At 69.0% G+C, this 22,629-nt stretch carries 19 protein-coding genes; 3 read left to right on the forward strand and 16 right to left on the reverse strand.

Annotation, left to right across the window (positions count from 1 at the left end):
* Window positions 1-5: 5 nt before the first annotated feature.
* The 3 genes from AB0M14_RS06990 to lepA all read right to left on the reverse strand — a co-directional run bounded on the left by AB0M14_RS06990 (window position 6) and on the right by lepA (window position 6,050).
* Window positions 6-1,811 carry a GTP-binding protein gene (locus tag AB0M14_RS06990; RefSeq protein WP_364989723.1) on the reverse strand — a complete coding sequence of 602 codons (1,806 nt, stop codon included), beginning with the start codon at window positions 1,809-1,811 and terminating at the stop codon, window positions 6-8.
* Window positions 1,812-1,880: 69 nt separating this feature from the next.
* The gene (locus AB0M14_RS06995) at window positions 1,881-4,001 is read right to left on the reverse strand and encodes a hypothetical protein (protein WP_364989724.1); all 2,121 of its coding nucleotides are present in this window, start codon (window positions 3,999-4,001) and stop codon (window positions 1,881-1,883) included.
* A 192-nt stretch (window positions 4,002-4,193) separates the two neighbouring features.
* A complete protein-coding gene (gene lepA, locus AB0M14_RS07000) occupies window positions 4,194-6,050 on the reverse strand; it encodes a translation elongation factor 4 (protein WP_364989727.1) in 1,857 nt (618 codons plus the stop codon).
* Between the two features lie 175 nt (window positions 6,051-6,225).
* Between lepA and AB0M14_RS07005 the strand changes: the two genes are divergently transcribed.
* On the forward strand, window positions 6,226-6,738 hold the full coding sequence (locus AB0M14_RS07005) for a type II toxin-antitoxin system PemK/MazF family toxin (RefSeq protein ID WP_364989731.1): 513 nt from the start codon (window positions 6,226-6,228) through the stop codon (window positions 6,736-6,738).
* A 52-nt stretch (window positions 6,739-6,790) separates the two neighbouring features.
* Here the strand turns inward: AB0M14_RS07005 and AB0M14_RS07010 are convergent, their stop codons facing one another.
* Window positions 6,791-7,645 (reverse strand): aquaporin, encoded by an 855-nt coding sequence (locus AB0M14_RS07010; protein WP_364989734.1) that lies wholly within the window; start codon window positions 7,643-7,645, stop codon window positions 6,791-6,793.
* Between the two features lie 278 nt (window positions 7,646-7,923).
* Here AB0M14_RS07010 and rpsT point away from each other — a divergent pair, with 278 nt between their 5' ends.
* The gene (gene rpsT, locus AB0M14_RS07015; RefSeq protein ID WP_364989737.1) at window positions 7,924-8,184 is read left to right on the forward strand and encodes a 30S ribosomal protein S20; all 261 of its coding nucleotides are present in this window, start codon (window positions 7,924-7,926) and stop codon (window positions 8,182-8,184) included.
* 151 nt (window positions 8,185-8,335) lie between these two features.
* Window positions 8,336-8,590 carry a hypothetical protein gene (locus tag AB0M14_RS07020; protein ID WP_364989739.1) on the forward strand — a complete coding sequence of 85 codons (255 nt, stop codon included), beginning with the start codon at window positions 8,336-8,338 and terminating at the stop codon, window positions 8,588-8,590.
* A 255-nt stretch (window positions 8,591-8,845) separates the two neighbouring features.
* Here the strand turns inward: AB0M14_RS07020 and AB0M14_RS07025 are convergent, their stop codons facing one another.
* The 12 genes from AB0M14_RS07025 to AB0M14_RS07080 all read right to left on the reverse strand — a co-directional run bounded on the left by AB0M14_RS07025 (window position 8,846) and on the right by AB0M14_RS07080 (window position 22,500).
* Window positions 8,846-10,405 carry an LCP family protein gene (locus tag AB0M14_RS07025; protein ID WP_364989742.1) on the reverse strand — a complete coding sequence of 520 codons (1,560 nt, stop codon included), beginning with the start codon at window positions 10,403-10,405 and terminating at the stop codon, window positions 8,846-8,848.
* Between the two features lie 74 nt (window positions 10,406-10,479).
* On the reverse strand, window positions 10,480-11,451 hold the full coding sequence (holA, locus tag AB0M14_RS07030; protein WP_364989745.1) for a DNA polymerase III subunit delta: 972 nt from the start codon (window positions 11,449-11,451) through the stop codon (window positions 10,480-10,482).
* 54 nt (window positions 11,452-11,505) lie between these two features.
* Window positions 11,506-11,904, reverse strand: a complete 399-nt coding sequence (locus AB0M14_RS07035) for a hypothetical protein (protein WP_364989747.1) — start codon at window positions 11,902-11,904, stop codon at window positions 11,506-11,508.
* Between the two features lie 58 nt (window positions 11,905-11,962).
* The gene (locus AB0M14_RS07040) at window positions 11,963-14,152 is read right to left on the reverse strand and encodes a ComEC/Rec2 family competence protein (RefSeq protein ID WP_364989750.1); all 2,190 of its coding nucleotides are present in this window, start codon (window positions 14,150-14,152) and stop codon (window positions 11,963-11,965) included.
* A gap of 550 nt (window positions 14,153-14,702) precedes the next feature.
* On the reverse strand, window positions 14,703-15,860 hold the full coding sequence (locus AB0M14_RS07045) for a ComEA family DNA-binding protein (protein ID WP_364989753.1): 1,158 nt from the start codon (window positions 15,858-15,860) through the stop codon (window positions 14,703-14,705).
* Window positions 15,861-16,456: 596 nt separating this feature from the next.
* Entirely contained in the window at window positions 16,457-17,110 is a 654-nt protein-coding gene (lexA, locus tag AB0M14_RS07050) for a transcriptional repressor LexA (protein WP_364989756.1), read from the reverse strand.
* Window positions 17,111-17,221: 111 nt separating this feature from the next.
* Window positions 17,222-18,064 (reverse strand): DegV family protein, encoded by an 843-nt coding sequence (locus AB0M14_RS07055; protein ID WP_364989759.1) that lies wholly within the window; start codon window positions 18,062-18,064, stop codon window positions 17,222-17,224.
* 50 nt (window positions 18,065-18,114) lie between these two features.
* The gene (octT, locus tag AB0M14_RS07060) at window positions 18,115-18,825 is read right to left on the reverse strand and encodes a diglucosylglycerate octanoyltransferase (RefSeq protein WP_364991378.1); all 711 of its coding nucleotides are present in this window, start codon (window positions 18,823-18,825) and stop codon (window positions 18,115-18,117) included.
* Window positions 18,826-19,903: 1,078 nt separating this feature from the next.
* Complete coding sequence (locus AB0M14_RS07065) at window positions 19,904-20,545, reverse strand: histidine phosphatase family protein (protein ID WP_364989762.1); 642 nt, start codon at window positions 20,543-20,545, stop codon at window positions 19,904-19,906.
* Between the two features lie 23 nt (window positions 20,546-20,568).
* The gene (rsfS, locus tag AB0M14_RS07070) at window positions 20,569-20,985 is read right to left on the reverse strand and encodes a ribosome silencing factor (RefSeq protein ID WP_364989764.1); all 417 of its coding nucleotides are present in this window, start codon (window positions 20,983-20,985) and stop codon (window positions 20,569-20,571) included.
* Window positions 20,982-21,620, reverse strand: a complete 639-nt coding sequence (gene nadD / locus AB0M14_RS07075) for a nicotinate-nucleotide adenylyltransferase (protein ID WP_364989767.1) — start codon at window positions 21,618-21,620, stop codon at window positions 20,982-20,984. The genes rsfS and nadD overlap by 4 nt, the downstream gene beginning before the upstream one ends.
* A 64-nt stretch (window positions 21,621-21,684) precedes the next feature.
* Window positions 21,685-22,500 carry a hypothetical protein gene (locus tag AB0M14_RS07080; protein ID WP_364989769.1) on the reverse strand — a complete coding sequence of 272 codons (816 nt, stop codon included), beginning with the start codon at window positions 22,498-22,500 and terminating at the stop codon, window positions 21,685-21,687.
* Between the last annotated feature and the right edge of the window lie 129 nt (window positions 22,501-22,629).

Genomic DNA, 22,629 nt, shown 5'->3' on the forward strand with positions numbered 1-22,629 from the left:
GGGGGTCAGGCCGCTACCAGAGCTTCGGCGCGTTCCCGGACGGCACGCAACGTGCTCATCCGCCCGTCGAGTTCGGCGATGCGCTCCTCGCGGCGGTCGCCGTACTTGCCGTAGGCCTCCTCGGCCGCGCGCAGCGACTCGTCGGCGGTGCGTGCGGTGTCGGCGGCGATGTCGGTGAAGTGGTCACGCAACGCACGCTGCATGGCGCGCAGGCGGTTTCGCGATTCCTTGCTCACCTGGAAGATCACGTCGTCCATCAGGCGGGCGACGGCGACCTTGGCTTCGGCGCGGCGGCGCAGTTTGCGGTTCTTGCGGTCGTCCCACAGCGCGTTCACGCCGAGCAGGACACCGGCCCCGGCCGAGTACCAGTTCACCAGTGACATGCCGAGCAGGCTGGTAGCCAGACCGACCATCAGTATGCCGCCGTAGGAACCGCGCAGACCGGACAGGAACTGCTGGGTCACACTGGCTTTCGCGCTGTCCAGCGCGTCCAGCGGCGCGACCGGTTCCAGCACCTCCCCCGGATTCTCCAATCTCAGATCCGGCAGCGGCGGCGTGCGGTGATCGGCCGGGAACTTCGCGGCCACCTGCTCGCACAACTCCACCGAGCGATAGTGCGCCATCACGAAGTTCTCTTCGACGGCCTCGCAGATGCGCGCGTCGAGTTCGGTGCCGAAATCCTTCCAGCCCCGGGCCGGATCGGTCTGCGCGATCTCGGCTTCGGCGTCGCGCACCAGGCTGCGCAGCCGGTGCCGCAGATCGTGCTCGATATCGGCCATCAGCTCGGTGCTGCCGTCGACCAGCGTGACCTGCCAGTTGGCGGTGCGCTGGCGCAACTCGTCGGCCAGATTGCGCGCGGCCAGCAGCTGTTCGGTGATATCGGCGCGGCGGCGCGGATCCCGCAGCGCCTCGGCCTCGGAGCGCACCGTGACCGCCAGATGATCGGTGACCAGCCGGATATCGCGCACCGCGGCCTCGATCGCCACGGCATCGGCCCGCGAGACCACATAGTCGCGCAGATGATCGATCAGCTGCGGCATCCCGGATTCGATATCGCGCTGGTAGTTGCCCGTGGTTTCGGCCTGTAAGTGCAGCAGCGCCGACACCGGCGCCACCGCGAACCCGAGACCGGCCGCGTCCAGCAGATCGCGGTTGCGCTGCTGCACATGCGACCACTGCGGGAAACGGTCGATCTTGTTGAGCACGCAGATCACCGTCGGGCACAGCTGATGGATCCGCTGCAAATGCTCCAGCTGCGCGGGCGTCAGTTCCCGGCTCGCGTCCACCACGTACAGCACGGTGTCGGCCGCGGCGATCATCGACCATTTCGTGTGCTCGTCACCCGCCGCGCCCGGGGCGTCCATGACCACGATGCCGTCGGCCAGCAGTGGACTCGGCTCGGTGAACTCGGCCCGGACCACACCCTGGGCGGTCAGCGCGGGGCCCGGATTCAGCGGGTCCACCGCCTGGCGTTCCACCCGGCCGTTGCCGTGCGACTTCACCAGATTGGCGGTGGCCTGGGGGCCGTACTCCACGATCACCGGCACGCTCAACGCCGTGTCGGTGGCGCTCACCGGCGCCCCGACCAGGCTGTTGACCAGGGTGCTCATTCCATGTTTCGGCTCACCCACGACCACCATGCGCACGCGCGGGTCGGTGACCCGCGCGCGCACCATGCCCAAACGGCCCCCGAGATCGTCGCGGCCCGCGGCTCGGGCCATCTCCCGCAGTTCGTCCAGAATCCGGATGAGCGGGGCCATCGCGTCCGGATGTTTCACCGTCGCGGCCTTCAGCCCTGCTGCGGCAGACAACCCTGCTCCTCACTCTTGCTTCGTCGGTCGCGTGCGCGACATAAAAACCCTTGGTACCCGCTCGGGCGGCTACACCAACGTGATGTCCGTCCCATCGTGGTGCGACAGCAGCGGATCCTGGTGCGGCATCAGGCCACCCGAGAGTCCCGAGGCGAACAACAGATGATCGCTGTGCGGGGTGTACTGGGCCGCTTGGTAGTCGACGTTGTCGCTGATCGGCTTCGGGTTCGGGTTCAGCGTCAGCGGCGGCTTCGGCGTCACCGGAGCCTGGGTCGGGACGTGCACCGAGGGCGGATCGACGTCGGCGGTCGGCACGGTGACGCTGTGCGTCATCGTCGGCTGCTGGGTCGGCACCGAGACGGTCGGGACGTCCGCCGTGGTCGGCACGTCGGCGGTCGGCCGGGTGTGGGTCGGGTCGACCGGCTTGGGCTGGGTCGGCGTCGGCTGCTGCGAGGTCGGCACGCTCGGCTTGGTCACATCCGGATCGGTGGTCGGCGCCGGCTTGGTCGCGGGCGCCGTCGGGGTGACGGTCGCGCCCGGGATCTTGGTGGTTGTGCCGTCGATATCGGGGGTCGGCACCGTCACGGTGGCGCCCGGGGTCTTGGTGATGCCGCCCAGGTCGGGCTTACCGGTGGTCGGATCGATCGTGGCGCCGGTCGACGGCACCGGGATCGTGCTGGTCACCGTGGTCGGCGGGTTCGTCACCGGACTGGTGCCGGTGTGCCCGATATCGGTCTTGCCCGGGTCGATCTTCCCCGGAGCCGGCTTCGGAGGTTCGAACAAGGCGGGCGCCACCGCGGCGGGCGCGGTCAGCGGGGACGCACCGTTCGGTCCGGTGAGCACATTCGCGATCGGGGTGCTCGCGGCGTCGGGCTGGATCGTGGTCTGCAGCGGTGTCGCCGCCACCGGCTGGACCACCACGGGCGCCACGACGGCGGGCGCGACCGGAACCGGGGCGATGGGAGCCGGAGCTACCGCGGCGGGAGCCACGGAAGCCGGGGCAACCGGAGCGGGGGCCGCCGGGGCGACCGGAGCGGGCGCGGCGGGCGCGACCGGAGCCGGTGCGGGCGCGGCCAGGGCCGGAGCCGCGGGCTGGGCGGCCGGAGCCGCGGTCGAGCCGTGCGTGCTGCCGGTGCCGAGACCCGAATTCGCCGACCCGGCTTGTTCATTGGTGGTCTTCGCCGCACCGGTACCCGCCGACGGCTTGCTGTCGAGCCAGTCCGAGAGCTGATCGAGTTGGTCGCCGACGTTGTTGCCCGCGGCGGTCTTCACCGACAGCTCCGCGGACGCCTCCACCTTCGCCTGGGTGAACAGGTAGAGCCCGTCCTGCTCGTTGATCCCGAAGTCGACGGTGAACTCGGTGTGCAGGGCCGCGCTCGCGTCGACGCCGAGGAAGACGCCGAACTCCGAGCCGCCGCCGACGCCGTCGAACAGGCTGCCGTTGTCGAACGGGCTGTCCCAGGGGCTGCTGCCGGCCAGGTCGGCCGGATCGAAGCGGCCGAACTCGAGGTCGTAGCCGGGGCCGGCCGAACCGCCGGGCGTCTCGGCCGCCGCGTCCTCGGCCGGACCCGAGGCCGGGAACTTGGGCAGGAACGGGTTCGCGCCGCCGAACGCGCCGGGCAGCGAGAAGGGGCTGTGGCCGGGCAGGCCGTCGACGGCCGGGCTGTCCAGCCAATCCATCGAGCCGGACTCATGGGAACGAGACGGTGTGCTGGTGTCCATCCAGTCCGGAGTCGAGGAGTCCTCCGCCGCTTCGGTGCTGTACCAGCCGGGCGTCTGGTCGTCGGAGGGGTTCCAGGCGGCGCGGGTGTCCGGCTCCATCCAGTCCGGGACCGACGGCGCGTGCTCCAGCGGCGCGGGCGGCGGCGGCAGCGTCTGCTGAGACTGCAGCGGCGCGGGCGGCACCCAGTCCGGGCCGGGATCCGGGAAGGTCACGGTCGGGCTCGGCACATCCGAGTCGGGGTCCGGATCGTCGTCGTGCGCCCAGCCCGTATTCCAGCTGTCGAGGCGGGCGTCCCCCGGTTTCGCGGGGACCCCGCCGCCGTTGGACGCGATCAGGGCGCCACCGGTGACATACGCGCCACCCCGCGCCACTCGCGCTACTCCGGTCGCCACGCGATAGGCCATATCGCTTCCGGCCGCATCCGCCTCGGTGTCATCAGTGCCATCGAAGGGCAGGTCACGCGTCATGCAAGGCTCCACATCTAGGTTCCAGCATCCTCACCACACCGGGCCCCGACCGAGTGAAGATCACCTCGAGGATATTTGCGCAGAACCCAACTGTCACATCCTCCAAGAAGATCGAAGTCGTGACCGTGACGAGCACCATAACCCTGCCATCCGGAAAACCGACCGACAAGCCCCTTATTCCGGGTGCTGGGGCTACTTCTTGGGCTTGTCCGAGGCGGCGTCGGAGGACAGCGCGGCCACGAAGGCTTCCTGCGGAACCTCGACCCGGCCGATGGTCTTCATCCGCTTCTTGCCTTCCTTCTGCTTCTCCAGCAGCTTGCGCTTACGGCTGATGTCACCGCCGTAGCACTTGGCGAGCACGTCCTTGCGGATGGCGCGGATGTTCTCGCGGGCGATGATCTTCGAGCCGATGGCCGCCTGGATCGGCACCTCGAACTGCTGACGCGGGATGAGCTCACGCAGCTTGGTGGTCATCTTGTTGCCGTAGGGCTGGGCCGCGTCCTTGTGCACGATGGCACTGAACGCGTCCACGGCCTCACCCTGCAACAGGATGTCCACCTTCACCAGGGCCGATTCCTGCTCGCCTGCCTCTTCGTAATCGAGGCTGGCGTAGCCGCGGGTCCGCGACTTCAGCGAATCGAAGAAGTCGAAGATGATCTCCGCCATCGGCAGCATGTAGCGCATCTCGACGCGGGTCTCGGACAGGTAGTCCATGCCCAGCAGCTCGCCGCGGCGGGACTGGCACAGCTCCATGATGGTGCCGACGAACTCGCTCGGCGCGATCACAGTGCACTTGGTGATCGGCTCGAAAGCCTGACGCACCTTGCCTTCCGGCCAGTACGAGGGGTTGGTGACGATGTGTTCCCGGCCGTCCTCCATCACCACGCGGTAGATCACGTTGGGCGCGGTGGAGATCAAATCCAGGCCGAACTCGCGCTCCAGGCGCTCGCGGGTGATCTCCATGTGCAGCAGACCCAGGAAGCCACAACGGAATCCGAAGCCCAGCGCCACCGAAGTCTCCGGGACGTAGGTCAGCGCGGCGTCGTTGAGCTGGAGCTTGTCCAGGGCGTCCCGCAGATTCGGGTAATCCGAGCCGTCCACCGGGTAGAGGCCGGAGTAGACCATCGGACGCGGTTCCTGGTAGCCCGCCAGCGCTTGGGCAGCGCCGTCGCGGGCTGTGGTGACCGTGTCACCGACCTTGGACTGGCGCACGTCCTTCACGCCGGTGATCAGATAACCCACCTCACCGACGCCGAGACCCTGCGTGGGTTTCGGCTCCGGGGAGACGATGCCGATCTCCAGCAACTCGTGCTGTGCGCCGGTGGACATCATCTTGATCTTCTGCCGCGGGGTCAGCTTGCCGTCGACCACACGCACGTAGGTGACCACGCCGCGGTAAGTGTCGTAGACCGAGTCGAAGATCAGGGCACGCGCGGGTGCGTCGGCGTCGCCGACCGGCGCCGGCACCTCCGCGATCACCTTGTCCAGCAACTCGGCGACGCCGACGCCGGTCTTGCCCGAGACGCGCAGCACGTCCTCCGGCTCGCAGCCCACGATGTGCGCGATCTCGGCGGCGTAGCGGTCCGGATCCGCGGCGGGCAGGTCGATCTTGTTCAGGACCGGGATGATGGTCAGGTCCCGTTCCATCGCCAGGTACAGGTTCGCCAGCGTCTGCGCCTCGATGCCCTGCGCCGCGTCGACCAGCAGAATCGCGCCCTCACAGGCCTCCAGCGCACGCGACACCTCATAGGTGAAGTCGACGTGGCCGGGGGTATCGATCATGTGCAGGACGTACTCGGTGCCGTCGACCTGCCACGGCAATCGCACGTTCTGCGCCTTGATGGTGATGCCGCGCTCGCGCTCGATATCCATCCGGTCCAGGTACTGGGCGCGCATCGCCCGTTCCTCGACCACACCGGTGAGCTGCAGCATCCGATCGGCCAGCGTCGACTTGCCATGGTCGATGTGCGCGATGATGCAGAAGTTCCGGATCCGGGCGGGATCGGTGAACGTCGTGTCGGCGAAGCTGGCGGGCACTCCACTCCTCATGGGTATCGGCAAACTAGCCCCTATCGTCCCATGGGCCGGAGGCACCGAATGCCACTGGTGTGCCGTAGCGCAGGTCACATTCAGCAGGCGCTGGTCAGCGTGGTCGGCAATCCCGCGCCCGCGCAAGGCATTCCGCGCGGATGAGAAGATCGCGGCCCGCCGTTACCATCCAAGAATGGCCCGGACTTGGAACACGATCGGCAAGCAGCTCGGCATCATCGCCAAAGCGCAGGGCCCGAAGATCGGCAAGAAAAGAGGACGCAACGGCCCGGCCATCACGGTCCGGCCGGCCGCGTCCACGCCCGTACCGACCGCGCACCGCGCCCGGCAGATCGTCTACTGCCCGCACCTGGACGGCCGCGCCGATCCGGGCGAGATCGTGTGGACCTGGGTGCCTTACGAGGAGGACCCGGACAACGGCAAGGACCGGCCGGTGCTCGTCGTCGGACGGGACCGGGACACCCTGCTCGGGCTGATGCTGTCGTCGAATCCCGAACGCGACGACGACCACAACTGGGTCGGCATCGGCAGCGGCAGCTGGGATCACGAGGGGCGGCCCAGCTGGGTCCGGTTGGACCGGGTACTGGACGTGCCGGAGGCCGGCATCCGCCGCGAAGGGGCGATCGTGCCGCGCAAGAGCTTCGACCTGGTCGCGCATCGGCTCGTCATCGAATACCACTGGAGCTGAAACAGATCGACCCCGATCCGGCGGCGCCGGATCGGGGTCGAGGGCTGGTAGGTCAGGCGGACAGCGTCTCGCGGGTGCCGCGACCGAAGATCATCGCGTACACCAGCGCGCCGAGCACGCCGCCGATCAGCGGGAACACGATGAACGCCCACAGCTGACCGGGTGCGCCGTCCTGGTACCAGGCGACCGCGAAGCTGCGGGCCGGGTTCACCGAGGTGTTGTCCACCGGGATCGAGATCAGGTGGATGACCGCCAGGGTGACGCCGATGGACAGGCCGGCCAGCGGGGCGTCGGAGATCTGGTCGGTGGAGGCCAGGACCACGAAGACCAGCAGCGCGGTCAGCATCACCTCGACGATGATCATCGAGGCCATGCCGTAGCCGTTCTGCACTACGACCTCACCGAGCGGGCCGGTCTGGGCCGACGGGCTGTGCGCGCCCCAGCCGTTGGCGCCGAGGCCGTCGACGCCGCGGCTGTAGGAAGGCAGGTTCTTCGCCAGCGCGAAGAGCACCAGACCGGAGAGCAAACCGCCGATCACCTGGGAAATCCAGTACCCGACCGCATTGCCGGTGGAGATCCGGCCCATCAGCAGCTGGCCCAGCGTGACCGCCGGATTGACGTGGCAGCCCGAGATCGGCCCGATCGCGTAGACCAGGAACATCAGCGTGAGACCGAAGGCGAGTGCCACCCCCAACGCGCCGACCCGCTCCCCCGCCAGTACCGCGGTGCCGACACCGCCCATCACCAGGATGAACGTGCCGAGCGCCTCGGCCGCGAACTTCTTGCCCACCGGGACCGGGAAGCCCTCGGGGACCTGGGGGTAAGCGCCCGGGGGAATGCTCCCCGCCGGTACCGTTCCGGATTGGACGACCTCTTCGACTACAACTTCGCGCTCCACGTCAGACATCTGCCACCTTCCGCCGTTCATAGCCACTGGGGACGAGATACCGCTGGAAAATCACGCCTACGGCCGCGCCGAGACGCGGGACGTCTGCGCTGAAGATACCGCTCATAAGGGACAATTCCCGGGAGGTCGAGCGCCGATTTCGTGCCCTGCGGGGTGGCTGGTACCCTTGATCTTCGGCGTTGCGTTACCGGAAAACTCCGGGTGAGTCGCACGCGTACGACTTGTTTTGAAGACTCTGTCAGTACATACCCCCAGCGAAGGAACACGAGGAAACAGGCGTGGCCAACATCAAGTCCCAGATGAAGCGGATCCGTACCAACGAAGCCGCTCGCAAGCGCAACCAGTCGGTGAAGTCCGCGCTGCGCACCGCGATCCGCAGCTTCCGCGAGGCCGCCGCCTCCGGTGACAAGGACGCCGCCACCGCGCGTCTGCAGGCCGCCAGCAAGAAGCTGGACAAGGCTGCCTCGAAGGGCGTCATCCACGCCAACCAGGCCGCCAACAAGAAGTCGGCCCTCGCGCTGGCGCTGAACAAGATCTGATAATCCGGTAGCGGCTACCGCTACTCCATGCAGTTGACGCAGCCGCCGTGGCTTTGACGACCACGGCGGCTTTTGTCGTGTCCGCTCCCGGATCCGGTCAGTTCACCCGGTAGTTGCCGGGTTGTCGGTGGTGGCGGTTACCATTCCGCGCATGGTTACCGTGTACGCGAATCAGACTGTGGTCAGGGCCGATGATCTGCCGGAGGTGATTCGGGCGGCCGAGGTGCTAGGGATCGGGATCAAGATCGAAAACGTGCTGGTCCCGGACGAGGAAGGTACCCAGTCGCTGGAGTGGATCGTCACCCGCGAAGAGGATGTCCCGGCCTACGAGGAATGGGACGGCCGCTACGAGGAGTCCGACGAGGACGAGGAAGAACCGGCCTTCGCGGCCGCCGCCGGCGAGTAACTCCCCCGGGCCGGACTTGCCGGGCGGGCTGGAACCCGCCCGGCCGAATCCGCCAGACGATCCAGCGCCGCCTGTGAGTCCGCATCCGCGGCGCGGTAGATGATGATCCGCTGAGCCGGATCCTGAATGGGCATCAGCACCTCCATAGCGCACGTCCAGCGGACCAACCGTTCGATGACACAGCGGCTTGACGCCACGCCCCTGCACCCGCCCGCGCACAGTCACCTTCGGTGACCTGCGGGTGGCGGGGCGGGTCTAGTTCACGCAGGGGATGGAGTCGCCGGCGATGGTGGTGTCCACCGGTTTGCCGACATCCGGGATGCCGGTCTCCGGGGTCTGGGTGGCCGGGGTGGCGGTCAGGTCCGCGGGCAGGGTGAAATCGCTGCCCAGGACCACCTTCAGATGACCTTCGGCGAGTGCGCTGGATTCCGCGATCGGCAGGCCGAGGGTCGCGGCCAGGCGCTTGGCTTCGGCTTCGCCGCCCGGGGCGTAGTGGATGGTGGATGTCGTGGTCATGGTCGTGCCGTTGCCGACGGTGCCCTTCGTGTAGCCGCGGGTGCTCAGGGCCGTGGCCAGGGTGGCGGCCATGCCGTCCGCGGCGCCGGAGTTGGCGACGTCGACAGTGCCGGTCGGGGCGGCCTGCGGGGTCTCGGGGGTGTCGGAGAACGCGGCGGCGACCTCACGGCGGATGGCGATCGGGTCGACGATGTTCACATCCTGGCCGTCGACCTGGTCGTAGCGCAGGATCGGCAGGGTGCGGAACTCGACATTCGGGCTGCCGGCTGTGCCGAGGGTGCGCAGGAAATCGGTGACGTTCCAGCCCTGCGAGAGCACCACGTCGCGGTGGGCGGCATCCATCAAGGCCGAGAGCTTGCCGACATCGGTGAAGGTGCCGGACTTGCGCAGATCGTGCGCGACCGAGGTCAGGAAGGCCTGCTGGCGGTGGGTGCGGTCCAGGTCGCCGTTCTCCAGGCCGTGCCGCTGGCGGACGAAGGCCAGCGACTGCTCGGGGTCGAGGCGCTGCCGGCCCGCCGGGAAGTTGGCGCCGGAGTATTCGAGATCCTGCACCGGGTTCTTCAAGCAGACCTCGACGCCGCCGAGTGCGTGCGACAGATCGTAGAAGCCGGCCAGGCTCACCTCGGCGAAGCGATCGATCGGAACGCCGGTCAGATCGCGGACCGCGCTGACGACGGAGGCGCGACCGGCTTCGCGGCCCGCGAACTCCAGGGCCTTCTGGTCGGTCACGCCCTGCGCGATCAGCTGGTCCTGCACCGCGGCCTTCTTCAGACCGTAGGCTTCCTTGATCTTGACGTTCGGGTAGCCGGGAATGCCGGACACCTTGACGTAGTCGTCGCGGGGAATCGACACCGCGGTGACCTTCTTCATGTCGGCGGGGATGTGCACCAGGATCAGCGTGTTGGCGTTGTAGCCGCCCTCCTGGCCGTCGCCGGCGTGCAGTTTGTCCAGCACCTGCTTCGGGAGGTCGTTGCCGTTGAGGTCCTTGCGGGTGTCCAGGCCGATCAGCAGGATGTTCATGTCGCCGCCGAGCGAGCGGGGGCCGTCGCCGATGGCGTCGGAGCGGCCGAAGCCGTTGTCGAAGCTGCTCTCGGTGGCCCAGCCGACCGCGGTACCCGCGAGGACGACCGCCGACAGCACGCCGGCCAGTGCCCGGACCGCGACACGGCCGCGGCGGCGGCGCTCCGGCGGCCGGTGCGCGCCGTGCGGGCGGGGTGCGCGGGTAGAACGGCGCCGAGCGTGCCGTTTGCCGGCACGCTCGGAGTAATCGAATTCGGATCTAGGTCTGTATTCGTCCATAGCCGCTATCCACACTGCCCGATAGCTGGACGTTCGCCCACGTGATGGTGGTCTCGAATGGACGTTTGCGCAGGTCAGCCTGCCGCGTAGAGATCCAGGATCTTGGTCAGCGCGTGCTCCAACGCGTAGCTCGAGTCCGCGGCGCCGCCCTTGACGTCCGCGTTGAGCGTGGCGACGACCTGCAAGGCGGAGCCGATGGTGGCCGGGGTCCAATTGCGGGCTTGCGCCTGGGCCTTCTTCACCTTCCACGGCGGCATGCCCAGCGACTGCGCCAGCTTGAACGGATCGCCGCGGCCCGCCGAACCGACCCGCGCGATCGTGTGCACCGAGTCGGCGAGCGCGTCGGCCAGCAGCACATGCGGGACGCCGCGATCGTTGGCCCAGCGCAACGCCTCCATCGCGGCCGGGCGGTCGCCCGCCACCGCGAGTTCGGCGACGTCGAAACCGGAGATCTCGGCCTTGCCGGAGTAGTAGCGGCGCACGGCGGCGACGTCGATCTTGCCGCCGGTGTCGGCGGCCAGCTGCGAACAGGCGGCCGCCAGTTCCCGCAGCTCCGAGCCGACCGCCTCGATCATCACCTGCACGACCTCGCCGGACACCCGGATTCCGGCCGCGCGGAACTCGGCGCGCACGAACTCGACCCGTTCGGACCCCTTGTTCAACTTGGCGCAGTTGTGCACCACGGCGCCCGCCTTCTGCAGCGCGGGCGCCAGCGCCTTGGCGCGGCCGCCACCCGAGTGCAGCACCACCAGCACCACACCCTCCGGCGGGTCGGTGGCCGCTTCGGTGATCACCGCGACCGCGTCCTTGCCCGCCTCGGCGGCGGACTCCAGCACGATCACCCGATCCTCGGCGAACAGCGACGGACTGAGCAACTCGGCCAGTTCCGCGGTGCTCGCGTCGCCGGCGCGCAACCGATCCACCGGAACCGCTTCGGGATCCGGTGCGCCGGCACGGACCTGACGGGTGATCTCGGCGATGGCGCGCTCGATGAGCAACTCCTCGTCACCGAGCACCAACTGGACGGACGCGGGGCGCTCACTCACCGGCGGACCGCTCTCCGGGCCGGGATGCTTTGCTCGATCGCTCGCTACGCTGGCTCACGACGAAGATCCTACGGTCCCGCACCGACACCTCACCCGCAGCAGGGATTCTCGTTGCCTGTGCTCCAGCAGGGCGTCCCGGGTCAGATCCAGCAGCATCTCCTCCTCGTCCGGATAGCCGAGTTCTCGCCTGGCGGCCTCGAGAAAGCCCTCCGGCGCTGACACCGTGGTTTCTTTCCAATCCCCCGGCAGGTAGTACCAGTCCGGATATTGGATCGGCAGCGAGGCGTCCCAGCGCCGCGAGTCCGGGTCCGGCGGGTCCTTCCGGACGAGTTTCAAATCCCGCTGGACCAGATCGAGCAGCATTGCTTGCTGGGTGGTGTAGCCCAGTTCATGCTTGGCCTCCTTCAAGAATCCAACGGGAGCATGGAATTTGGTTCGCTGCGTCGTCGCCATGGGCACGCTCCTCATTGATAGCGAACTCCTCTCACGATCATGGGTGGTCGGGGGTGGTCTATCCGGGGAATTTCGATCGGCGGGCGGTGATCATGCGGAGCCGGTCGGCGGTGCCGGCGACGAGGACGTCGCCATGCTGGTCGGTGCGGGCGATGGTGGCGCCCAGGGCCGATAGTTCCGACAGGATCGCGGGGTGGGGGTGGCCGAAGGTGTTGCGGGCGCCGGCGCTGACGAGGGCGAGTCCGGGGTGCACGGCGGTGAGGAATTCCTTTGTGGTGGTGCGGGATCCGTGGTGCGGAACCTTCAGGATGTCGGCGGTCAAGGGTGCGCCGGAGGTGATCAGCCGGTGCTGTGCCGGGCCTTCGATGTCGCCCGTGAGCAGGATGCGACCTGCGGGTGTGGCGGCGGCGAGCACGACTGAACGGTCGTTGGCTTCGTCAGTGGACAGGTCGGATGTGCGGGCTGTGGCGTTGGGCGCGAGCACCTGCATTTCGATTGCGCCGAAACGCATCACTTGGCCGGCTGCCAGGTCGATCGTTCGGATCCCGGCTCGCCGGGCTGTCGCGGCCACTCCTGCCGAGGTGGTGACCGGTCCACGCGCATGCGAGTTCGCCTCGGCCGCTGCTGGATTCGTTCCGGGTTGGTCCGCGTCGGACCGGGATTCGTCTCGGTGTGCCGAATCCCGCAACTCGTGCGGGCCGACCGCGATGGCGGCTACGGTGCGGCCGTGCAGCGCTCCGGCCAGTCCGCCGATGTGGTCGGCGTGCGGATGGGTCAAGACCAGTAGTTCGATTCTGTTGATCCGCAGCCGATCCAGGCAGGTTCGTATCGGACGGGGGTCGGGTCCGACATCGATGACGACCGCGCTGCGATGGCCCACCGACAGGGCAAGTCCGTCACCCTGTCCGACGTCGCAGGCAGCCAGCACCCAGTCGCTCGGCGGCCACCCGGGGTGCCAGATCCGGACCGGCAGGAGGACGCCGGCGATCCCGATAAGCACCGCCGCCGCGATCCGGCGCACCACCGCGGACCGCAACGCCCACACCGCACTTGCCACCAGAACCGCGGCGACGACGCCACCCGCGATGCCGCCCGGCACCGCGACCATCGCACCGGGCAGGCTCGCCGCGCGTTCTGCCACCGAGAGCAGCCACCACACCGGAGGCGCGGTGCCACGCAGCACCAGTTCAGCCGGCAGCGCCCACAGACACGACAGCACCGCCCCCGCCGCCCCGAGCACGGTGATCGGCGCGATTACCGGAGCGACAAGCACATTCGCGAGCACCGCCAGCACGCTGACCCGCCCGGTCAACGCGACCATGATCGGCACCGTGACCACGAACGCACCCGCCGACACCGCGACGATCTCGGCCGGCAACCGCCACCACCCGCGCGCTCGCAACCAATCCGCCCAGCTGGGCGCCAGCAGGATCAAACCGGCCGTCGCCAGCACCGACAACGCGAACCCGGCCCGCACCGCCAGCTCCGGCCACACCGTCAACAGCCCGATCACAGCAGCACAGAGCGCGGGCAAGGCTTGCTTCCGGCGTCCAGTCACCAACGCCAGCAACGTGATCGATCCCATCGCCGCGGCCCGCAGCACGCTCGGATCCGGCCGCGCGACGACGACGAACATGACCAGCGCACCCGCCGCGACCGCCGCCCCGGTCCGAGGCCCCAATGTCAGCACCCGCGCCAGAAACAGCACCACCGCCAGCAAAATCGAAAAGTTCGCCCCACTGACCACGCAAAGGTGTTGCAGTCCCGCGATTTCGAAGTCCTCCCGCACCGGATCCGGCAACCGCGACGTGTCCCCGAGCACCAGCGCAGGCACCAACCCCGCCGCGTCATCGCCCAACGCCGCCTGCGCCGCCGCCGAGAAATCACCCCGCACCGAAGCCGCCACCCGCTGCCACCACGGCAGCGCCCCAACCACTTCCGGCGGCCCCAGCCCACGCAACGACGCCACCGTAAGATCCCGCCGCTGCGGCGACTCCACCCGCGCGCGCACCCGCACCGCCTGCCCGGGCAACACCCGCCCCCACTCCACCCCCGACGCCACGATCACCACCTCGCCCCCAGCCCGCACCACCACCCCCGCCCGCTGAAACCCCGCCAACCGCCCCCGCACCAACCACCGCCGCTCCCCACCGAACCCACCCGCCCGCAACGCCTTCGGATCATCACTCGGCGTCACAACAACCAGCACCGACGACCCCACCACCGCGCGCAAAGGATGCTCCGCCACCCGCTGCTCCCGCCAAGCCCCCGCTCCCGCGAACCCCGCCCCCAACACCACCGCCGCCAACCCCACCGCCGCAACCCTCCGCCACTGCTCCCGCCCACTCGCTCCAGCCCACACCAGCAACCGCCAAAACCCCGCCGCCCCCACCAACAACCCCCCGGCCACCACCAGCCCCACCACCCACCCCGCCGTCAGCGCCACAATCGTCGCGCCCCAACAACTCACCGCCGCCGGCAACAACCGCCCATCCAGAACCGCAGCCGCCGCCCCTTCCCGCTCAACCCCCGTGTCGCGATGCCTGGATTGATGGCGAAGATGCGCCCGGATGCCACGACGTACCGCCACCCCACCCTGAACCGTCATCCGAGCCGCACCCGCCGAGTCAGGTGCGGACCCGGAATCCACCAGCCAGTCCACAACACGGCCAGCTGAACACAGCCCGGCTCAATCACATCCCGTGGATAGCGTCTCGTCCGGCTCAACGCCGACGCTCGACGCGTAATTCGCTTGTCTCCGAACCATTCAGGTCGGATAGACGTCGCGCGTGTGGGGGTCATATTCGGACCAGGTCGCGGAGGCGGGCGAGGCGGGCCGGGCCGATGCCTTCTACTTCGGCGAGTTGGGTCAGGTCGGTGAAGGGGCCGTTGGTGGTGCGCCAGGTGAGGATGGCGCGGGCGGTTATGGGGCCGACGCCGGGGAGGGCGTCGAGGTCGGATTCGGTGGCGGTGTTGAGGTTTACGCGGCCGGTTGGGGCGGTGGAGGTGCGAGGTGGGGTGCTGGGGGCACTGATGGTGCCGCTGCCCAGTTGCGGTGTGCCGGGGGTGAGGCCGGGGGTGGCGCCTACGAGGACTTGGTCGCCGTCGTTGAGGCGCTGGGCGAGGTTGAGGCCGGTCAGGTCGGCGGTGGGTGTCGGTGCGCCGGCGGCGGTCAACGCGTCGGCGACGCGGGCGCCGGCGGGGAGGCGGACCAAGCCGGGCGTGTGGACTTGGCCGACAACGCTTACTACGAGTTCGGTGGGAGCGATGGGGTCGGGGGGCGGCGGGTTCGATCGGGGGTTGCCCGGCGACACTGCGGTGTTCGAAGGGTGGGCGGGGGCGGTTGTGCGCAGGGCCTGCACCGGCGGGACCGAGTGGGTCACCGGGCGATCGCGGAGGACCACGATCGCGGCGATGACGATGGTAAGCACGCCGAGCGCCGCGAGAGTCACGGTGCCGCGGCGACCCGGGTCGAGTCGAGCGCCGTGGAAGCGGGCGGGTATCAGGTGATCCCAGCGGCCAGGCCGGGGTTCCGGTTCGCGGAGCCAGCCCGGCGCGACGACCTCGCCGATGCTTTCGACAGATCCCTGGGACACCGGATCGGCCGGTAACTCGTCGAGGTCCCAGAGCCCGCGGTCCTCGCGAACGTCACTACGGACCAGAGCCCGATGTTCGGCGCGGCTGCCGAGACCTGAGTCGGCATCGACGCCGTCCTCGAAAAGACCCGAGTCCTCGAGATCGGAGCGCCGCGCACCGTTTCCGCGCGCGCAAAGTCGCTGAGTTGCCGCGGCCGGTGAAGCCTCGTTGCGACGCACCTCCCGGTGCTCACTGCCCTCAGCGAGTAAAGCCTCGTTGCGACGCACCTCCCGGCGCGAACTGCCCGCCGCGGGTAACGCCTCGTTGCGGCGTACTTCCCGGCGCGGGCTGTCCGCGGCGGCACCGCGGCGCAATTCCACACCGTGTTCGCCGCAATCCGGGTGGACGTCGCCACCACTCGCCGGAGGAAACGGGTCGTCGAGATCCCTCTGGTGCGACTCCCTTTCGCCAGTGGGCGGTCGTCGAGTGGCAGGCGCGTGTGCGTCATCGCTGCGGTGTCGTGATTCCGCATTGTGCCCACTGTTTGTGGACGGGTCACTGGCGATGCCGGGTGTCCAGGGCGAGTTGTGGGTGGGTGCTGCGGGTTTCGTGGGGAGGGTCGGGGGTGTGGCAGGGCGGACGTAGCGTTTGCCGCAGGAAGCGCGGCCGGAGACCCGGGGTGTCCATGGTGGTTTGTGATCGACGGGTTGGGTGGCGGGGCGGCTGGTTGGGAGGCCTGCGGTTCGGCTGGCCTCGACTCGGGCGGTGAGGGCGCCCAGGCGGCGTCGGATTCGTTCGCGTTCGTCGTGTCGGGGCATGGGCGCGACGGTACGCAGCGGGTGGGTCGGGGTGCTGGCGCTGACCTGGGGATTCAGAAAAGCTGGGGATAACTGGTGAGCTGTGCACAACTAGGCCGATGTGTGGGCTGCACAACGGGATTCGGCGGAGCGGATCGGCAGGTGGGGCCGCGTGTCGTTCAGACGCGCCGCATCACCGAAACGACCTTTCCGAGTACCACGGCTTTGTCGCCGTCGATGACGTCGTAGGCGGGGTTGCGGGGTTCCAGGTAGACGTGGCCGTTGCGGCGGCGGTAGACCTTGACCGTGGCCTCGCCGTCGATCATGGCCGCGACGATTTCGCCCGAATGCGCTTCGTGTTGCTGGCGGATCACCACAATGTCGCCGTCGCAGATGGCGGCGTCGATCATGGAATCGCCGCGGACGCGCAGGCCGAAGACGGCGCCGCGGCCGACCAGGTCACGGGGCAGGGTCAAAGTGTCGTCGGCGTGTTCCTCGGCGAGGATCGGGGTGCCGGCGGCGATGTCGCCGAGGACCGGAACCGTCACCGAGTCCGCGGATTCCGAGTGTGCCGGGGCTGCCTGCAGGAACATGCGGACATCGATCGGACGTGACATCGTCGCGCTACGACGCAGGAAACCACGGTCCTCCAGGCTCTTCAGATGCTTGGAGACCGAGGACACCGACCGCAGCCCGACCGCGTCGCCGATCTCGCGGGTGTTCGGCGCGTATCCGTGCCGCTGGACCCAGTCCCGGATGGTGGCGAGGATCTGGTGCTGGCGCGGCGGCAGCGTCGAAGTGTCGAGGTGGTCGAAGTGGTCGTATCCGGTCACCCGCGAATCCTAAAGCCCGCCGCACACTTCCAGCGCCAGCCCGCCCTCGCGTCGGCCGCGTTCCGCACCCGGGGGTGGCATCGCGGCTCGGCGCGCTGCTCCGCCGGGATGTCAGCCGCAGCCGCCGGGCACCACGAGCACCCCGACCGCACCGGCGCCGAGATGCACGCCGAGCGCCGGCCCGAACTCGTTGATGATGAGCTCGCGGATCCCCGGCACGGTCTCCCGCAGTTGCGTGGCAAGGGTTTCCGCCGCCTCGGGGGCGGCGAGATGCTGCACCGCGACCGCCGCACCGTCGTCACCCGCCGCATCCACCGCTGCCGCAACGAGTTTCGCGTACGCCTTGGAGCGCGTGCGAACCTTTTCCCGCAGTTCCAGCTTGCCGCCGACGATCTGCAACAGCGGTTTGGTGACCAGCTCGCTGCCGAAAAACGCTGCCGCGCTGCTCAACCGGCCGCCCCGGCGCAGCTGTTCGGTGCGGTTGACGAGGATGAAGGTCCGAGCGCGGCTGGACGCGGAGACCGCAGTGTCGTAGACGACATCCAGCGGCGCGCCCTCGCGGGCCCGGCGCGCGGCGGCGAGCACGGGCAACCCGGTCGCCAGGCCCGCGCCGAGCGAATCCACCAGCCGAATCCGATCGCCGGCATCCATATCGCGCACGGCCTGCCGACCGGCCTCCCAGGTGCCGGACAGCTGCCGCGAAATATGCACGGCCACAACGCCATCGCCGCCGCTGCGGGTCAGCGCCGCCTCGTACGCCTCGCGCGTCTCCCCTGGTGAGGGGGCGGAGGTGCTGACGGTGTCGGCGCTGTAATCGATGTCGATGGGGTCGACGCCCTCCCGCACCGCCCGGTCACCGACCAGGACGTGCAGGGGCACGACGACGATATCCAGCTCGTCGACGAGTTCGGCAGGCAGGCTTGCGGACGAATCGGTGACGACCACGACGGCCACGGACTACCGAACCTCCTGCCGAAGGCGGTTGCCGCCATCGCATTCCGACCTCACGTGGCCACCGGGGTTCTGGCTTCGTGCAGGGTCTTCACCATCGCGTTGGCGACCGCGGTGTGCCCCGCCCAGCCCCAGTGGATGCCGTCCGGGTTCGCCTCGTCGGAGAAGATGTTCTCGCGCACCGCTTCCCCGAGGTCGACCAGCGGCACCGAGGTGCGCGCCGACCACGCCTGCAACGCTTTCACCAGACGTGGCCGACCGCGGTGCACGCGCCCGTAGGCGGCGCAGTTGTGCACCGACGGCAGCACACCGATGAAAGGCAGCTCGGGACGCAACTGTGCCAGCGCTTCCCGGGACTGCTCCAGGTAGTCGACGCTGACGCGCGGCGGCAATGCCAGACGCCGGCCGACTTTGGACAGCTTGGGCTGCAGCCAGTTGTAAGTCGAGCGCACCATGCGGCGCAGCCCCGGCGGCCGGATGTAGCGGATCTGCTCACGCAGCGCGGTCGGCAGCGGCGAGGGCAAGCTGTCCATGCCGCCCACGGCGAAGACCACCGCGCCGGCGTTGGGGACGGCCGCCCAGATCCGCGGGTCGCCGATCAGCGCCCAGTACGCGTCGCGGCAGGTCCAGCCGATCCGGCCGACCAGCTCGACATCCCAATCGAGTTCGGCGGCAACCAGGTTCGGCCAGATCCGGGGGTCGTCGGCGGGCAGGCCCCCTTTGGGCCCGAAGTAGGAGAGGGAGTCCGCGACCACCAGCAGCACCGGCCGCTTGGCGGGCTGCGCTACGACAGTGGATTCGGCCGCGGGCTCCGGAACAGCGGATTCCGCTGCGGCAATCCGGGTTTCGGCGGCGGGCGCCACCAGCTCGGCCGCTGCCACCGCAGCAGACTCGGACTCCACCGGAGCCACCAGGCCCGTCGCGGCGGCGCTGGGCTCCTCAGCCAACGCCGCAGCCGCAAGATCAGTTGTCGTCGGCACAGCTTCTACCGAAGTCGCCGAACCGTTCGCGGCAGCAGGCGCAGTCTGCACGGTAGCCACCGCCACGGGATCGCCCGGAGTCGCAGGCTCAGCCTCGGCCGGGATCATCGGATCGACATCGGCAGGGCTCACCGATCCGGTATCGGCTGGGCTCACCGATCCCGCGTCAGCCGGGCTCACCGATCCCGCGTCAGCCGAGCTCACCGATCCGGTATCAACCGGGCTCACCGATCCCGTACCAGCCGGGCTCACAGATCCGGTATCAGCCGGGGTAGCCGATCCGGTATCAACCGGGGTCGCCGACCCCGTGCCTGCCGGGCTCAGCGATCCGGTATCGCCCGCAGAACCCGGATCGGATTCCGCAGGATCCGCGAGTTCCGCCGCGGCGACAACAGCTTCCGCATTCGCCACCGCTTCGGCGCCCGAATCAGCCTCGCTCGCAGCTTCTTCCGCGCTCACCGCACCTGCCGCGGACGACGCTTCGACCACCTCGGGCACCGGCTCAGCCGCAGCCGCTTCGACCGAATCGCTTTGCTCCCCGGCCACTTCGGTCGAGCCCTCCGGCTCGGCAACCGGACTGGGAGCCTGGGACCCGGCGGCTGCAACCGGCTCCGCAACCTCCGGCTCAGGCGCTTTCGGCGCGGGCGCCGGACCGAACAGCGCGTCCGGCAACTGCCGTTCGGCCTTCGCCGTCACACGCTTGAACAACTCGTCGGGCACCGATTTGATCGGCTCCTCGGCGTCTGCCTTTTTCGCCGGTTTCGGCGCGGGCGCCGGACCGAACAGGGCATCGGGGAGTTGTCGCTCGGCCTTGGCCGTGACTTTCTTGAACAACTCGTCCGGTACCGACTTGATCGGCTCTTCAGAGGACATCGGGAGCTACCTTCGCCGCTGCGTTCCACACATCGAGGCGCCACCCGGGCTGATCGATACCTGGACCGTGGCTGCTCAGTTGCACCCAGCTGGTATTGGCCAGTCCACCGAGGGCGGGCCAGTTCTGTGGCGGCAGGTCGAGCAGCGCGGCCGTCAGGGCGGCGATCAGCCCGCCGTGCGCAACCAGGATGATAGTCCGGCCGGGCCAATCCTGTCGCTCGGAGAACAATTCCCGCACCACGGGCAACGCTCGCGCGCCCACTTCGAGTTTGCTTTCGCCGTTGGGCGGCCGGTAGGCGGCGTCCAGCCGCCATTCCACGCGCGCGCCCGGGTAGTCGGCGTCGACTTCCAGGTGCGTCAGGCCCTCCCAGTCCCCGAGGTGGGTTTCGCGCAGCCGCCGGTCCAGTTCCACCGGCACATCGGTGTGTTCCGACAGCGCCAGCGCGGTGTCGTGGGCCCGCCGCAGATCGGAGGAGACGATGGCGATCGCGTTGCGCGACACCAGTTCCCGTGCTGCTTCTTTGGCCTGTCTACGGCCGAGTTCGGTGAGATCGGTGTCGATCTGCCCCTGCATCCGGTCGGCGGCGTTCCATTCGGTCTGCCCGTGCCGTAACAGGATCAGCGTGCGCACCCCGGCCTGTCTCCATGCTCGACTCACTCCGCCGCGTCCGCCTCTTCCGATGCCGTCGCAGCGCCGTTGGCCCTGGGATCGCCGAGGCCGTCCACCGGGACCACGGGGCAGTCCTTCCACAGACGTTCCAGCGCATAGTAATTGCGCTCGTCGTTGTGCTGGACGTGCACCACCACGTCGACGTAGTCGAGCAGCGCCCAGCGGCCCTCGCGGGTGCCCTCGCGACGGACCGGCTTGTGCCCGGCCTCGCGCAGCTTCTCCTCGATGTTGTCGACGATGGCGTTGACCTGCCGCTCGTTCGGCGCGGAGGCGATGACGAAGCAGTCGGTGATCACCAGCTGCTCGGAGACGTCGAGCACCACCACGTCGGAGGCCAGCTTCTCGTCCGCCGCGCGCGCGGCGACCTGCGCCATCTCAACCGCTTCGGCCGTTGCCGTCACTTGGCTACCTTCCGTTCCGCGGGCTCATACAGGCTCCGCTTCGATATGTATTGCACTACGCCGTCCGGGACGAGGTACCACACCGGCCGGCCATCGGCGGCCCGGCGGCGGCATTCGCTCGACGAGATCGACAGTGCGGGAATTTCGATCATGGTGACCGCATCCGCCGGGAGGTCCCGCAGATGCTCGGTCAGATGATCGGTGTTCAGCTCGTACCCCGGCCTGCTCACCCCGACGAACTTGGCCAGTTCGAACAGTTCGGCCCAATCCTGCCATGTGAGGATGTTGGACAGTGCGTCCGCACCGGTGATGAAGTACAGCTCGGCGTCGGGATGCTGGACCCGCATCTCGCGCAGGGTGTCCACGGTGTAGGTCACCTTGCCGCGATCGATGTCGGCGCGACTGACCGAGAACCGCGGATTGGAGGCGGTCGCGACCACCGTCATCAGGTAGCGGTCCTCGGCCGGGCTGACCAGCCGGTCCGCTTTCTGCCACGGCTGCCCGGTCGGCACGAAGATGACTTCGTCGAGGGCGAAACGGTCCTGGACCTCGCTGGCGGCGACGAGGTGGCCGTGATGGATGGGATCGAACGTCCCGCCCATCACCCCCAGCTTGCGCCGCCTTGTTTTCTGCATGAGTGCCGAGCTTACAACCTGCCCGCGGACCGCTGAGCGGTCGCGGGCACCGTCCTTCTCGGCGCTATTGCCCTTCCATTTCCACCAGTTGCCGGCGGGTATAGGTCAGCTCTGTCCGCACCGCCGGCGAAGGTGCGGCTCGTTCCAGCTGTTCGAGTTCGTCCAGCAACGCACGCATGGCTGTCGGCCCCCCGGAGGTGGCGGGGCTGGCCCAGTGCTGCAACCAAGCCGCCGACCGGATACAGCGCGCCCGCTTGCTGACTTGCCCCAGTGCGCCCCACAACCGCGCCGCCCGCAGGTAGACGACCTGGGCCTGGTCATCCTCTCCGCAAGAATCCAGCGCGGTGGCGGCCGACCAGGCCAGCTCGGCCTGCATTTCCGCCTGGCCCGGCTCGGCCTGCACCAGCCGTTCGCCCTCGAGAAACTGCCCCGCCGCCTCCCGATGTCGCCCCAGCAGCTTCAGCGACCTGCCGTACTGCCCGAACACCAGCGCCATCTCCATCGGCGGATAGGGCGCTTCGCCCGACCCGATCGGTCCCGCGAACGCCGTGACGGCCGCGGCGTGCTCCCCCGCCCGGTGCAGGGCACGCGCGGCTACGAAGGTCAGGTGGACCGTGTCCGCGGCGGAGATTCCCGTCCAGCGGGCGGCCGCCTCTTGCGCGGCCGCGGCGAGTTCGCGCTCGCGCCCCTGCTGCCCCGACATCACCATCACCAACTGCGAACTCAAGCGAGCCAGATGTTCGGCGGGCAGGACGCCGTCACCGCACGAAAGTGCTTGCCGCAGGTACTTCTCCGCGTCCCCCGGTTGGTCGAGCAGCCGCATGGCCGCCAGGTCCGCCAGCCGGACCGCCTCCGTCGCCTCCCCGTCACCGCCCAGCACGGCACACCTGCTGCCGCACGAGCAGCGCTCGCCCCGTTATTACTGCACTGTTCCCCGCCACGCCGCCGACTTCCGGCGTTCTCGTCACCATGGATGCGGATCATGATCCGTCGCGCCAATGGTTCCCTT

Source organism: Nocardia sp. NPDC051832, from assembly GCF_040681285.1.
Classification (GTDB): Bacteria; Actinomycetota; Actinomycetes; order Mycobacteriales; family Mycobacteriaceae; genus Nocardia.